The sequence below is a fragment of the Jatrophihabitans sp. sgz311053 genome, from assembly GCF_056135305.1.
Genome location: NZ_JBWAXP010000002.1, coordinates 1,661,729 through 1,675,423, shown reverse-complemented (window position 1 = coordinate 1,675,423; position 13,695 = coordinate 1,661,729). Strand labels below are relative to the sequence as shown.

The following is a 13,695-nucleotide window of genomic DNA, read 5'->3' as shown; positions in this document are numbered from 1 at the left end:
GGGCGCTCACTCGGGAGCGACGGCCTCCACCAGGTTGCCGTCCGGGTCCCGCACCACGGCGCTGAACTCCCCGCGCCGGTAGGGCGTCCAGCGCCGCGGCGCCGCATGCTCGGTTCCGCCCGCGGCGAGTGCGGCGGCGTGGAACTCCTCGACGTCCAACCGCTCGGCGGCACGCAGGCGCAGGTGGACCTCGGCCGTCGGGACCGGACCGGTGACGACCCAGATGCGCGCTGCGCGGTCGGGCGGACCCCAGCCAGCGGCCTCGATCTGGGCGTCGTCCTCCTCCTCGTCCACCAGCTCGTGGGTGCGTACCAGGCCGAGCGCGGTGAGGGCGGCCTCGTAGAAGGCGATGCTGGCGGCGACGTCCGAGGCGACGATGGTGACGCTGTCCAGGTCGGCGCCGGGGCCGGGTTCGACCCCGCGCAGCGGTCCGGTGGTCATACCGGCCACCCCTCGCGGCGCCAACCGGCGTCCCAGAACATCCACTCGTAGCGGGAGGTCGTGACGTAGTGCCTGCGCATGGCGGCCTCCGTGACGGTGCCGGGTCGGAGCTCGTCGGTGAGTGCCAGCACAGCTCGTACGCTAGCCGCGAAGTCGTCGCCGGCGTAGGTGTCGATCCACTGTTGGTAACGGGCGTCCGGGGAACCCTGCGCCACGAGCGCCTCCCCCACCCGCTGGTAGATCCAGTAGCAGGGCAGCACCGCGGCGAGCCCCTCGGCGAAGGTGCCGCCGTAGGCCGTTGCCAGCAAGTACGAGGTGTATGCCGTCGTGGTCGGCGAGGCCGGCACCGTCGCCAGCCGGGCCGGGTCCAGCCCCAGCTGCGGCAGGAGGGTCTCGTGCAGGGCGAGCTCGACCTCGGCGGTCTCGGCCGCGTGACGGGTCAGCAGGGCCGTCGCGGCATGGGTCGGCGCCTTCGCGGCCACCACCGCCAGCGTTCGCGCATAGTCGCGCAAATAGTGGGCGTCCTGCGCCAGGTAGAAGGCGAAGCTCTCGGCCGGCAGCGTCCCGTCGGTCAGACCGGAGACGAACGGGTGGTCCAGGATCGCGGCGTAGACGTCGGCGGCGGCGTCCCAGAGTCGGGTGGTGAGGCTGCCGGTTCCGGCACTGCTGTCCACGCGCTGCACTCCCTGCCCGATACTGGCGCGATGCCGGCCACCGCTGTCCCGACCGCGCTCACCATTGCAGGCTCCGACTCCGGCGGTGGTGCCGGGGTGCAGGCGGACCTCAAGACCTTCCTCGCCTGCCGGGTGCACGGGATGTCCGCGATCACCGCGGTGACGGTGCAGAACTCGCTCGGGGTGTCGGACTTCCACGAGATCCCGGCCGAGCTGGTCGCCGCTCAGATCGAGTCGGTGGCCACGGACATCGGCGTCGGCGCCGCCAAGACCGGCATGCTCGCGTCGTCGGCGATCATGACCGCGGTGGCCGAGACGGTGACCCGGCTCGGCATCCGTCCCTTCGTCGTCGACCCGGTCTGTGCGTCCCAGCACGGCGACCCGTTGCTGCACCCGGACGCCGTCGCGACGCTGCGCGACGTCGTCATCCCGCTGGCCGACCTGATCACCCCCAACCTCGGCGAGATCGCACTGCTGACGGGCGTGCGGGTCCGCAGCCGGGCCGACATGGACGAGGCCGCCGCTGCCCTGCTCGCCCTCGGCCCCCGTGCGGTGATCGTCAAGGGCGGGCACCTGGCGGGTCCGGAGTCCGTCGACCTGCTGCACGACGGCACCGAGGCGATCGAGCTGACCGCGCCGCGGCACGCCACCGATCACACCCACGGCTCCGGCGACACCCTCGCCTCGGCCATCACCGCGTCGCTGGCCCGTGGTCGCTCGCTGGTCGAGGCGGTCCGGGACGGCAAGGCCTTCATCTCCGGTGCCGTAGCCGGCTCCTTCCCACTCGGCTCGGGGCTCGGCCCCGTGGGCCACTTCTGGCGGGTTCGACCGTGGCCGGAGGGCTGACCGCGTCAACGCCGTGACCGTGACTCGCTGCGGCGCCACACGAGAGGGTCACCGCCACGACGGAGTAGGTTGGACGCGCACGGGAGCCCCGGCCGGGGCTGAGAGGGCGGACCACGCCGACCGTCGAACCTGATCCGGGTCATGCCGGCGTGAGGGAGCAGATGCAGTCGCAGCACGTCGTCGTCGTCGGAGCCGGCATCATCGGCCTCGGCGTCGCCTGGCGCTGCGCGCAGCGGGGCGCGACCGTCACCGTCGTCGACCCGGACCCCGACCGCGGCGCCTGGCGGACCGCCGCGGGCATGCTCGCACCGGTCACCGAGCTGCACGTCACCGAGACCCCACTGCTGCGCCTCAACCTGGCCTCGCTCGGCCGGTGGCCGGCCTTCGCCGCCGAGCTCGCGTCGGCCAGTGATCTGCCCACCGGACTGCGGGAGACCGGGACCGTCGTCGCCGCGAGCGACGGTGCCGACCTGGCGAACCTCCGGGAGCTCGCCACCCTCGCCACGAGCCTCGACATCGAGGTGGAGCTGCTCACCGGACGCGAGCTGCGCCGCGTCGAGCCGGTGCTGGCGGCGGGACTGCCGGGCGGTCTGCTCGCCCCCGGCGATCACCAGGTCGACCCGCGCCTCGTCCGTCGCGCGCTGCTGGTGGCCTGCGAACGGCTCGGCGTGACCCTCTCACCGGCCGAGGTCCGGCAGCTGCGGCGCGAGGTCGACGGCACCGTCTCCGGTGTACAGCTGGCCCATGGCCGGCTGCTCGGCGCGGACGTGGTCGTGCTGGCCGCCGGGGCGTGGTCCGGCCGGCTCGCCGAGGTCCCGGTGCGGCCGGTCAAGGGCCAGACGCTGCGGCTGCGGCTCGGCACCGAGCCCCGCGCCTCACATGTCGTGCGCGGCATCGTGCGGGGCAATCCGGTGTATCTGGTCCCGCGCGCCGACGGGCGCATCGTGGTGGGGGCGAGCACCGAGGAGGCCGGCTTCGACCTCGCCCCCCGCGCCGGCGCCGTCTACGACCTGTTGCGCGACGCGCAGGCGCTGATGCCCGAACTGAGCGAAGCCGTGCTGGAGGAGATCTGCACCGCGGTGCGCCCCGGCTCCCCGGACAACGCGCCGTCGCTCGGCCCGGCGGAGCCGGGTCTGGTCCATGCCACCGGTCACTACCGCAACGGCGTCCTGCTCACCCCGCTCACCGCCGATGCGATCGCGGCGGTGGTGACCACCGGCCTGGTACCGCCGGAGATCGCCGAGCACACCCCCGCCCGTTTCTCGGCCCGCCTCCGGGAGGTTCCGGCGTGACGATCACCCTCAACGGCAAGCCCCACGACATCCCGTCCGGTACCACGGTCGCCCGGTTGCTCACCGAGGTCGCCGGCGGCCACCGCGGCAGCGCCATCGTCCTGGACGGCAGCGTCGTCCCCCGCAGCGAGTGGGACGACACCGTCGTCGTCGCGGGCGCCGACGTCGAGATCGTCACCGCGGTTCAAGGAGGCTGAGCAGATGACCGGCGACGTGATCGACCGCGACCCCCTGCGCATCGGCGGGGTCACCTTCGGTTCCCGGCTGATCATGGGCACCGGTGGGGCGCCCAGCCTGCAGGTCATCGACGAGACGCTGCGCGCCTCCGGTGCCGAGCTCTGCACGGTCGCGATGCGGCGCGTCGACGCCGCGACCAGTGGCTCGGTGCTGTCGGTGATCGACGAGCTCGGCGTGCGGGTGCTGCCGAACACGGCGGGCTGTCAGACGGCGCGCGAGGCCGTGCGCACCGCCGAGCTGGCACGGGAGGCGCTGCAGACCGACTGGGTGAAGCTGGAGGTCGTCGCCGACGAGCACACCCTGCTGCCCGACCCGGTGGAACTGCTCGACGCCGCACAGACCCTGGTGTCGCTGGGCTTCACGGTGCTGCCGTACAGCAACGACGACCCGGTGCTGGCCCGCCGGCTGCAGCAGGCCGGGTGCGCCGCCGTCATGCCGCTGGGCTCCCCCATCGGCACCGGGCTCGGGATCGGGAACCCGCACAACATCGAGCTGATCGTCAGCGAGGCGAGCGTCCCGGTGATCCTGGACGCCGGTATCGGCACGACGTCGGACGCCGCACTGGCCATGGAGCTCGGCTGTGACGCCGTGCTGCTGGCCTCGGCCGTCACCCGAGCGCAGCACCCGGTGGCGATGGCCGAGGCGATGCGGCTCGCCGTCCGCGCCGGCCGCCTGGCCCACCGTGCCGGGCGCATCCCCCGCCGTTTCCACGCCCGCGCCTCCTCCCCCACCGAGGGGATGGCCGTCCTGTAAGCCCACCCATCCGCGGGAGCTCCGACGAGGGGCTGAGAGGGCGCCGCCGCAGCGTTGCGGCATCGCGCCGACCGCAGAACCTGTCCGGGTAATGCCGGCGTAGGGAGAGAAGACGCATGACCTCACTGCAGCAACCGCACCAGCCGGCACCGTCGACGTCGGCATCGACATCGGCATCGGCATCTACATCGGCATCGGACGAGGCCCCGCTCACGCTGGAGGGACCCGCCACCCGCTCGCTGGGGTTGCTCGACCAGTTCGGGATGTGGGGCAATCTCGGGGTGAGCCTGCTCGGCTTCACCGGCGCGATCGTCCTGCTCGATCCCGCCGGGACCGGGCGGGTCACGCTGGCCTTCACCGCCGGGGTGGTGGCGTTGGTCGTCGGCACCGTCCTCGGCACCGCCGCCGTGGCGGTCGCCGCGATCCCGGGTGCGCAGACCGGTGCCCCGGCCATGGTTCTGCTCCGCGGCCTCTTCGGGGCACGGTGGTCCTGGCTGCCGACGGTGCTCAACATCGTGCAGCTGACGGGGTGGACCACGTTCGAGCTCGTCACCATCAGCACCGCCCTGGATCAGGTCGTCGACGGCGTCCCGCGCTGGGTGTGGGTGCTGCTCGGCGGCGTCATCACGACGGTGCTGTCGCTCCGGCCGCTCGGCTGGATCCGGGTGCTGCGCAAGTACGTGACGGTGCTGGTGCTGGCGGCCATGATCTGGATCGGCATCCAGCTGCTGCGCCAGCCGCTGCAGCTCGGCGAAGGCTCGTGGAGCGGCTTCTGGATCGCCGTCGACACCGTTGTCAGCGTGGCGGTCTCGTGGGTGCCGGTGGCGGCGGACTACTCCCGGCACTCCACCTCGGTGCGCGCCACCGTGCTCGGCACCTTCGCGGGATACTCGATCACCCAGATCGGCTGCTACCTCGTCGGCATGATCGCGCTGGTCGGCGTCGCCGCGGGCGACCCGAACCAGGTCTTCGGGGCGATCATCGCGGTCCCGGTCGGCACGTTGGCCTTCGTCGTCCTCGCCGTGCGGGAGGTCGACCAGTCCTTCGTCGACACCTACTCGGCGACGGTGTCGGTGCAGAACCTCGCACCCCGGACGGACCGGCGCATCATCGCCGTCGCCGTCGGCACCGTCGCCACGGTGCTGACGCTGGCACTGGACATCGCCGACTACACCAACTTCCTGGTGCTCATCGGCTCGCTCTTCGTCCCGCTCCTCGGCGTCCTCGCCGTCGACTACTTCGCCGGCCGCGGTGAGCGCACCTGGGACCTCGGCGAACGCAGCCGGTCCCGGACGCTCATGCTGCTGCCATGGCTGCTCGGCTTCGTCACCTACCAGCTGATCAACCCCGGCTACGTCTCCTGGTGGGCGCGCTTCTGGACCGACCTGCGGCCGTTCGAGCCGCAGCCGTGGATGAGCGCGTCACTGCTCTCCTTCGCCGTCGCCGCCCTCGTGACACTCCCGGTGCGTCTGCTCGACCGCGCCCTCCGGCCGAGCGTGACCGCGCCGTAAACTTCGGCGAGTGCTCGTCCACCCCGAGGTCGCCGAGGCGATCGCCAGTCACCGTCCCGTCGTCGCGCTCGAAAGCACGATCATCAGCCATGGCCTCCCCCGGCCGGACAATTTGCGCATTGCCCGCGAAATTGAGACCGCGGTCCGGGAGGGCGGTGCCGTCCCGGCCACGGTGGCCGTCGTCGACGGCCAGGCGAGGATCGGTCTGGACGACGAGGCGCTGGCCCGGGTGGCCGGTGACCCCGACGTCGTGAAGGTGAGCGTGCGCGACATCGCCGTGGCGGCCGGGCTGGGTCGCACCGGCGCCACCACCGTCGCCTCGACGGCGCACCTGGCTGCTCGCGCCGGCATCCGCGTCTTCGCTACCGGCGGCCTTGGCGGCGTCCACCGCGAGGCGCGCGACACCTGGGACGAGTCGGCCGACCTCACCACGCTGTCGCGGACGCCGGTGCTGGTGGTCTGCGCCGGCGTGAAGTCGATCCTGGACGTCGGCGCGACGCTGGAACGCCTGGAGACGCTGAACGTCGGTGTCCTCGGCTACCGCACCGACCGCTTCCCCGGTTTCTACCTGCGCGACTCCGGTCACGAGCTCTGGTGGCGGGCCGATTCCCCCGCCGACGTCGCGGCCGTGCTCCGAGGCCAGGACGAGCTCGGCACCGCCGGCTACGGCCTCGTACTCGCCAACCCCATCGCCGACGCCGACGAGCTGGAGCGAGGGCTGCACGATCGGACGCTGGCCGCCGGGCTCGCCGCCGCCGCCGATGCCGAGGTCAGCGGCAAGGACGTCACCCCGTTCCTGCTCGACTTCTTCCACCGCGAGACGCACGGGGCGTCGCTGGCGGCGAATGTCGCGCTCGTCCTGGGCAACGCCCGGCTCGCCGCCGAGGTCGCCTCGGCGTACTGCGAGCAGCACCCGACCCCGGCTGCCTGATGCCCGCGCCGCTGCACGTCGTCTGCGTCGGCGACGTCATGGTCGACCTCGTGGCCCGGCTGCCCGGACCGCTCGCCTTCGGTTCCGACACGCCGGCCGACGTCGAGATCTTCGGTGGCGGCGCCGCGGCCAACGTCGCCGCCTGGCTGGCACACGCCGGAGCGCAGGCCACCTTCGTCGGCCGGATCGGCGACGACCCCGAGGGGCTGCGCGCCGTCGACGAGCTCACCACGGCCGGCGTCACTCCGGTGGTGGAGATCGACCCCCACCGGGCCACCGGCATCTGCCTGGTCCTCGTCGACGAGACCGGCGAGCGCTCGATGGTGCCCTCCACCGGCGCCAACAACGGCTCGCCGGACATCTCGCTGGTCCCGGCGGAGGCGGACTGGCTCTACGTCTCGGGTTACGCGCTGCTCGGGGCCGGGTCCCGTCCGTTCGCTCTGGCGTGCTTGGAGCTCGCCCGTGAGCGGCAGTGGTCCATCGCGGTGGACGCCGCCTCCGCTGCCCCGCTGGCGGCCGCCGGCCCGGAGACCTTCCTGGAGTGGGTCGGGCAGGACGTCCTGCTCTTCGCCAACTCCGACGAGGCCCGGGTCCTCACCGGACACGACGAGCCGGCCGCCGCCGCGCAGGAGCTGGCGCTGCGCTGCGGCCACGCCATCGTCAAGCGCGGCGCCTCCGGTGCGGTCTGGTCCGACGGGACGGGCGTGCGGTCGGTACCGGCCGACGAGGTCCGCGTCTTCGACTCGACCGGCGCCGGGGACGCTTTCGCGGCCGGCTTCCTCGCCGCGTCCGGCGAGATCGCCGCCGCCCTCACGTCCGGGACCCGGCTCGCCGCCCGGGCGGTGCAGCAGGCGGGTGCCCGGCCGCGCTAGCGGTTGTAGGTGAGGTCGGTGCCGGTGAGCTTGAGCTGCAGCCCGTCCGGCTGGAGTGAGACCTCCTGCACCCGCACCTGGAACGGGATGCCGCGCAGCGGGATCGAGTCGCCGAAGATCTGGCTGGAGACACGGGCCAGCTCGCCGGCGAGCGGGCCGAGTCCGTTCGCCTGCGTCGCGGCGAAGGTGAGCAGGCCATTGGCCACCGACGCCTTCGCGGTGAGGGTGGGCTCGATCGTCTGCCCGAAGAGGGTGATCTTCTTGCTCACCCGAACCCGGCCGTCGCCGGCATAGCGCAGTTGCAGACCCAGCCGCTGGCCGAGATCGGCGTAGGAGATCGTCCCCACCGCGGTGGCGCTGTCGACGTGGAACCGGGTGAAGTCGCGCGAGACGGTGGTGTCGCGAAGGTCCACGACCACCTTCGACAGCGTCAACGCGGCCCCGGTCTGGCCCCCGACGGGGATGTCCGTGGCGGTGACGGTGACGTCGTCGTAGCGACCCGAGGCGAACTGCGTGAGGAACGGGAAGCCGTTGATGTCGACGTCCGGCTCGTTCGGCAGGTTCTGCGACGACTGCAGCTTCTCGGCCGCGAGATTCTCGGCCACGAGATCGGCACCGCGGTCGGCAATCAGCGCCAGCACCAGCAGCGACAGCACGACGACGAGCAGGATGCGCAGGCCACGCCGCGGTCGCCGCCGGACGTGACCCTGACCGGGTGCGGTGTCGACCATGACGTCGATGGTGTCACGACCGGCTGTCCCGCACCGGGGCGCGGCCTCGACCGGCCTTCGACCCCGCCGTTGCCTAGGATGTGAACTCCGGTGCCCGCCGCCGGCACAGCACCCCCACGGACCGGTGAAGGGACGTCGTCGCAGTGGCCGAGCAGTCGGGCGAACAGTTCGGCCCGTACCTCCTCGAGGAGGTCATCGGGCGCGGTGGCATGGGTGTCGTCTACCGCGCCTACGACACCCGGCGGGACCGCGTCGTCGCGCTGAAGCGGCTGCCGCGGGAGCTGGCCGAGGACGAGCACTTCCAGGCCCGGTTCCGCCGGGAGTCCCGGCTGGCCGCCCGGCTCAACGAGCCGCACATCATCCCGATCCACGACTTCGGCGAGCACGACGGTCAGCTCTTCCTCGACATGCGGCTCGTCGAGGGTCTCGACCTCGGCAAGCTGATCGCCGAGGAGGGCGGCCGGCTCGATGTCGACCTCGCCGTCGATCTCATCGTCCAGGTGTCGGCGGCGCTGTCGGCGGCGCACCAGGCCGGGCTGATGCACCGCGACATCAAGCCGTCGAACGTCCTCATCAGCGGCGTCACCGCCGCGGACCGCACCAGCCCCTTCGCCTATCTCGTCGACTTCGGCATCGCCCGTGCCATCGGCAACGAGGGGACGGCGCTCACCTCGACCACGGACTGGTTCGGCACCGTCGCCTACATGGCGCCGGAGCGGATCAGCGGATCCTCCGGTGACGCCCGCTCGGACATCTACTCGTTGGCGTGCCTGCTCTTCCAGTGCCTGACCGGGCAGGCGCCGTACACCGGCGAGGCGCTACAGGTCCTCTTCGCGCACGTCAACAACGCCCCGCCCTCGGCCACCGAGCGGGCGCCACAGGTCCCGCCGGGTCTGGACGCCGCGGTCCGGCGCGGCATGGCCAAGAAGCCGCACGACCGCTTCCAGACGGTCGGGGAGTTCGCCGCCGCCGTGAAGGCGGCGACGCGCAGCGGCGGGGTGCGTCGCGATGGTCCGGTCGGGCCGGCGGCGGGGTTCGGGCCGGTGCCGCTCGTCAAGGGACAGCCGGGCTCGTCGGCGGCTGACGCGGTACGGGCCGCCGGCGAGGCGGGGTATGCCGGACCGCAGGCGCCCTCGGGGGTGCAGGGGCCGTCATTCCCACCCCGCTCGGGACCGCCGCACTCCTTCCCTCCCGCCGCGGCGGGGCACCGAGCGCCCTACGCGGGGCCGTCGACCTCCCAGCCGCCGTACGCGGGACCCTCAACCTCCCAGCCGCCGTACGCGGGACCCTCAACCTCCCAGCCGCCGTACGCTGGGCCCTCCACCTCCCAGCCGCCCCGTTCGGGCGGGCCGCACCGCGACTCGTCCCCGCCGGCCGGACCGCCCCGCTCCGGGCCGCCTCACTCCGGGCCGCACCACTCCGGTCCGCACCACTCCGTCCCACCGCGGCCGGCCCCGCCGACCGACAACCGCGCGCTGATCGTCATGATCGCGGTGACCGTCGCCGTGGTCATCGCCGCGATCATCGCCGTCGTCGTCGCGACGAGCGGTGACGGGGATCCGGACGCAGCGCGGAGCGCCACCGCCGTCGTCGCCCGCGACGACCTCGCGACGGTGCAGCGGCGCGCCGTCGTCGCCGCTCAGCCGGAGCGCGGCGTGAGGTCCAGCGCGGTGGCGATCGGCACTCCCGGCCGATAGGCCAGGTGCAGGTAGGTCGGCGCGGTCAGCACGGTGAGATCTGCCGGCCCTCCGGCCACGATCCGACCGATGTCGTCGCGCCGCAGGGACCGCGCCGCACCGGCCGTCGCGGCCCAGAGGGCCTGCGCCGGTGTCATCCCCAGCTCGCGGACGGCCAGCGCGATCACGAACGGCATCGACGAGCTGTAGCAGGTGCCCGGATTGCAGTCGGTGGCCAGCGCCACCGTGACACCCGCCGCGAGCAGCCGCGCGGCGTCCGGATAGGGATGCCGGGTGGAGAACTCCACCCCCGGTAGCAGCGTGGCCACGGTCTGCGACCCGGCGAGCGCCTCGACGTCGGTGTCGGTCAGGTAGGTGCAGTGGTCCACGCTCGCCGCGCCGAGCTCCACTGCCAGCGCGACACCGGGACCGGGACCGAGCTGGTTGCCGTGCACCCGCAGGCCCAGGCCCGCGGCGGCTCCGGCCGTCAGGACCGCTCGGGCCTCGTCCGCATCGAAGGCGTGCGGGCTCGCCGGCTCGCAGAAGACGTCGATCCAGCGAGCGTGCGGCGCGCAGGCGGCCAGCATCGGTCCGGTTACGTTCCGTAGGTACTCGTCACGCTCCGTGCCCGGAGGGACGACGTGGGCACCGAGAAAGGTGGTCTCGGCCGAGAACTCGGCAGCGAGCCGCAGGGCACGCTGTTCCTCGCCGAGGTCGAGGCCATAGCCGCTCTTGATCTCGACGGTGGTCGTGCCCTGCGCCCGGGCCTCGGCGAGGCGTCCCGCGAGCAGCCGCCGCAGTTCGTCGTCGCTCGCGGCGCGCGTCGCGCTCATCGTGGCGGCGATGCCCCCGCCGTCGTAGCGCTCCCCCGCCATCCGGGCGGCGAACTCCCCCGCACGGTCCCCGGCGAAGACCAGGTGGGTGTGGCTGTCCACGAAGCCGGGGACGACGGCCCGTCCACCGAGCTCGCGACGAGTGTCGGCGGCCGGGGCCGCGCTCGCCGGCCCCACCCAGCTGACGCGGGCGTCGGTGACGACCACGGCGGCGTCACGGACGATGCCGAGCGGTGTCCCGTCGTGCGTCGGGTCGTTGGTGACGAGTTCGGCGATGCCGGTGATCAGGACGGCCACAGTGCTCCTATCGCGTCGTGCAGCAGTCGCCCGACATCGCCGATTACGTGCTCGCCGTCGCGCACCACGACCCGGCCGTCGACGACGACCGTCTCCACGTCGGGGGCCGCGGCGGCGAAGAGCACCTGCGCAGGATCGGTCCCGGCAGTGCGCACCGAGTCGAGGCGGACGGCCACCAGATCGGCACGAGCGCCGGGGGCGAGCACGCCGGCGTCCGGCCAGCCGATGCTGTCGTGACGGGTGGCCGCGCGCAGCAGCTCGTCGGGCCGGAAGGTGCCCCGCTGCCCGCTGCTCAGCCGCTCGTCCAGCTCGAGGCCGCGGGCCTCCTCGAAGAGGTCGATCACCGCGTGCTGATCCGAGCCCAGCGACAGGCGCGCACCGGCACGGGCGAGTGCCGGGGCCGGGCCGATCCCGTCGGCAAGGTCACGCTCCGTGGTCGGACAGATACAGACCGTCACCGGCGCGAGGGCGGCGATGTCGGCGTTGGTCAGGTGGGTCGCATGGACCGCCGTGGTGTTCCGGCCCAGGGCGCCGCTCTCGGCGAGCACCGCGGTGGGGGTGAGCCCGTACGCGGCCAGGCAGGCCTCGTTCTCCGCCGGCTGCTCGGAGAGGTGGGCGTGCAGTGGTCGACCCGCGGCCACCGCCACCACGTGCGGAACGGCGTCCCGCGGCACCGCCCGGACGGAGTGGACGGCGACGCCGATGCGAGTGGTGTCGTCGTCGGCGAGCCCGGCCACCCGGCTGGCCCAGGCGTCGGCGTCGCGGTCGGCGAATCGGCGCTGGACCTCGTCGAGGGGCAGGTGGCCGCCGGGACCGAGCCCACCGGCGAGATAGCACGCATCCAGCAGGGTGAGCCGGATGCCGGCGTCGCGTGCCGCCTGGCGCAGCGCCTCGCCCATCACCCGGGGATCGTCGTAGGGTCGGCCGCCCGGCGCGTGGTGCAGGTAGTGGAACTCTCCCACCGCAGTGATCCCCGCCAGCGCCATCTCGGCGTAGGTGGCGCGAGCCAGGGCGAGGTACCGGTCCGGGTCGAGCTGTCCGGCGACGGCGTACATGCGCTCGCGCCAGGTCCAGAAGGTGCCGCCGCGGTCGTGGGTGCGGCCACGCAGTGCCCGGTGAAAGGCGTGACTGTGGCAGTTGGCCAGGCCGGGCAGGACGACGCCGGGCAGCCGCGTGGCACCGGCCGGATCACCGTCAGCGGTGACGGCCGTGAACCGGCCGGCGGCGACCTCGAACCGGACCCGCTCGGCGGGGCCGTCCTCGAGCAGCGCGTGCTCGGCGAAGTACGCCGTCATGCGCCCAGCTCGGTCAAGACGGCGGCCAGGGCGGCGACGCCGGCGTGGCAGTCCGAGCGCTCCGCGTGCTCCAGCGGGGAGTGCGAGATCCCGGTGGGATTTCGGACGAAGATCATCGCCGACGGCACCCCGGCCTGCGCGAGGATTCCGGCGTCGTGTCCGGCGCCGGTGTCGAGGACGGGCACCTGCAGCACCGTGGCCAGCCGCTGCCGCAGGTCGACCGGGAACGGGGTGACGTCGGTCCACGACTCGTCGATGACGTCGCCGCCGTATTCGCGCGCGAGCTGCGCAATATCGGCGACGATCGCGCGGACCTGCGCATTCTTCGGTGCGCGCGCGTCCAGCGACGCCGTGACGTGGGAGGCGATGGCGTTGACGCCGTTGGGCTGGACGGCGACCCGGCCCACGGTCGCGACGCCGCCGTGGCGCTCAGCCGCGGCACGGGCAGCGATGACGACGTGGGAGAGCGCGAGGACGGCGTCCCGACGGTCGACGAGCGCCGTCGTCCCGGCATGGTTCGCCTCGCCCGGCAGCTCGATGCGCCACCGACCGTGGGGCCGGATAGCGCTCGCCACCCCGATCGCTGCATGGCGGTCGACGAGGTCGCGTCCCTGCTCGACGTGCAGTTCCACGAACGTGCCGATCCGGCGCAGCGTCTCGTCGTCGCGACCCAGGCCGGCCGCGTAGGGGCTCGCCTCGGCCATGCTCACACCGTCGGCGTCACGCAGGCCGCGGGCCCGGTCGGCGTCCAGGGCCCCGGTGATGAGCCGGGAACCGGCGCAGGCGACGCCGAAGCGCGCGCCCTCCTCGTCGCCGAAGTTGACGATCGCCAACGGCGCGTCCTCGGCTGCTGCTCCGCTGCTGGTGAGGGCATCCAGCGCAGCGAAGGCGCTGACCACGCCCAGCGGGCCGTCGTAGGCGCCGCCGTCGGGCACCGAGTCCAGGTGGGAGCCGATCACGATGCCGGGGCCGTCACGGTCCGGGTCGCCCCGCCACGCCCACTGGTTGCCGGCCCGGTCGATCGTCAGGTCCAGGCCGCGCGCCGCCGCCTGCCCAGCGAACCATTCCCTGAGTTCGTAGTCCTCGCGCGTCCAGGCGTAGCGCCGGTAGCCACCGGTGCCCGGATGACGTCCCAGTGGCGCGAGCTCGTCCCACATCGCATCGAAGCTCGCCGCTGCGCTCGTCGCCGCCCCGGTCATCCCGCGTCTCCTCGCGCTTCGTCCGCTCGCGCTGCGTCCCCTCGCGCTGCGTCCCCTCGCGCTGCGTCCCCTCGCGCTGCGTCCCCTCGCGCTGCGTCCCCTCGCGC

14 protein-coding genes are annotated in these 13,695 nt (G+C 73.3%); 8 read left to right on the top strand and 6 right to left on the bottom strand.

All coding sequences use genetic code 11. The annotated features are described in order from the left end of the window. Nucleotides 1-6: 6 nt before the first annotated feature. Both AC0NZQ_RS16830 and tenA read right to left on the bottom strand, forming a co-directional pair. Nucleotides 7-441, bottom strand: coding sequence for a VOC family protein (locus AC0NZQ_RS16830; RefSeq protein ID WP_474531129.1), 435 nt, complete (start codon nt 439-441; stop codon nt 7-9). Further along, complete coding sequence (gene tenA, locus AC0NZQ_RS16825; RefSeq protein ID WP_474531128.1) at nt 438-1,115, bottom strand: thiaminase II; 678 nt, start codon at nt 1,113-1,115, stop codon at nt 438-440. Before tenA ends, AC0NZQ_RS16830 begins: the two co-directional genes overlap by 4 nt. A 30-nt stretch (nt 1,116-1,145) precedes the next feature. On the opposite strand from tenA, the gene thiD reads away from it, so the two are divergent. The 7 genes from thiD (at nt 1,146) to AC0NZQ_RS16790 (ending at nt 7,557) form a co-directional block, all read left to right on the top strand. Further along, nucleotides 1,146-1,961: a bifunctional hydroxymethylpyrimidine kinase/phosphomethylpyrimidine kinase gene (gene thiD / locus AC0NZQ_RS16820; RefSeq protein WP_474531127.1), complete on the top strand. Its 816-nt coding sequence runs from the start codon at nt 1,146-1,148 to the stop codon at nt 1,959-1,961. Between the two features lie 161 nt (nt 1,962-2,122). Next, nucleotides 2,123-3,253 (top strand): glycine oxidase ThiO, encoded by a 1,131-nt coding sequence (thiO, locus tag AC0NZQ_RS16815; RefSeq protein ID WP_474531433.1) that lies wholly within the window; start codon nt 2,123-2,125, stop codon nt 3,251-3,253. Then, entirely contained in the window at nt 3,250-3,450 is a 201-nt protein-coding gene (gene thiS / locus AC0NZQ_RS16810) for a sulfur carrier protein ThiS (protein ID WP_474531126.1), read from the top strand. The genes thiO and thiS overlap by 4 nt, the downstream gene beginning before the upstream one ends. Before the next feature lie 4 nt (nt 3,451-3,454). Continuing rightward, nucleotides 3,455-4,243, top strand: a complete 789-nt coding sequence (locus AC0NZQ_RS16805) for a thiazole synthase (RefSeq protein ID WP_474531125.1) — start codon at nt 3,455-3,457, stop codon at nt 4,241-4,243. A 116-nt stretch (nt 4,244-4,359) separates the two neighbouring features. Beyond that, nucleotides 4,360-5,754 carry a purine-cytosine permease family protein gene (locus tag AC0NZQ_RS16800; RefSeq protein ID WP_474531124.1) on the top strand — a complete coding sequence of 465 codons (1,395 nt, stop codon included), beginning with the start codon at nt 4,360-4,362 and terminating at the stop codon, nt 5,752-5,754. A gap of 10 nt (nt 5,755-5,764) precedes the next feature. Next, nucleotides 5,765-6,685, top strand: a complete 921-nt coding sequence (locus AC0NZQ_RS16795) for a pseudouridine-5'-phosphate glycosidase (RefSeq protein ID WP_474531123.1) — start codon at nt 5,765-5,767, stop codon at nt 6,683-6,685. Next, the gene (locus tag AC0NZQ_RS16790) at nt 6,685-7,557 is read left to right on the top strand and encodes a carbohydrate kinase family protein (protein ID WP_474531121.1); all 873 of its coding nucleotides are present in this window, start codon (nt 6,685-6,687) and stop codon (nt 7,555-7,557) included. Before AC0NZQ_RS16795 ends, AC0NZQ_RS16790 begins: the two co-directional genes overlap by 1 nt. Here AC0NZQ_RS16790 and AC0NZQ_RS16785 read toward each other — a convergent pair. Further along, on the bottom strand, nt 7,554-8,288 hold the full coding sequence (locus tag AC0NZQ_RS16785) for an LmeA family phospholipid-binding protein (protein WP_474531119.1): 735 nt from the start codon (nt 8,286-8,288) through the stop codon (nt 7,554-7,556). The genes AC0NZQ_RS16790 and AC0NZQ_RS16785 overlap by 4 nt on opposite strands. A gap of 143 nt (nt 8,289-8,431) precedes the next feature. Between AC0NZQ_RS16785 and AC0NZQ_RS16780 the strand changes: the two genes are divergently transcribed. Then, nucleotides 8,432-9,985, top strand: coding sequence for a serine/threonine-protein kinase (locus tag AC0NZQ_RS16780; protein ID WP_474531118.1), 1,554 nt, complete (start codon nt 8,432-8,434; stop codon nt 9,983-9,985). Here the strand turns inward: AC0NZQ_RS16780 and hutI are convergent. Genes hutI through AC0NZQ_RS16765 form a run of 3 tightly spaced genes read right to left on the bottom strand, consistent with a single transcriptional unit; the run spans nt 9,928 to nt 13,588 of the window. Further along, on the bottom strand, nt 9,928-11,094 hold the full coding sequence (hutI, locus tag AC0NZQ_RS16775) for an imidazolonepropionase (protein ID WP_474531117.1): 1,167 nt from the start codon (nt 11,092-11,094) through the stop codon (nt 9,928-9,930). The genes AC0NZQ_RS16780 and hutI overlap by 58 nt on opposite strands. Beyond that, nucleotides 11,082-12,389 carry a formimidoylglutamate deiminase gene (locus tag AC0NZQ_RS16770; RefSeq protein ID WP_474531115.1) on the bottom strand — a complete coding sequence of 436 codons (1,308 nt, stop codon included), beginning with the start codon at nt 12,387-12,389 and terminating at the stop codon, nt 11,082-11,084. Before AC0NZQ_RS16770 ends, hutI begins: the two co-directional genes overlap by 13 nt. Further along, entirely contained in the window at nt 12,386-13,588 is a 1,203-nt protein-coding gene (locus tag AC0NZQ_RS16765; protein WP_474531114.1) for an allantoate amidohydrolase, read from the bottom strand. The genes AC0NZQ_RS16770 and AC0NZQ_RS16765 overlap by 4 nt, the downstream gene beginning before the upstream one ends. Nucleotides 13,589-13,695 lie beyond the last annotated feature (107 nt).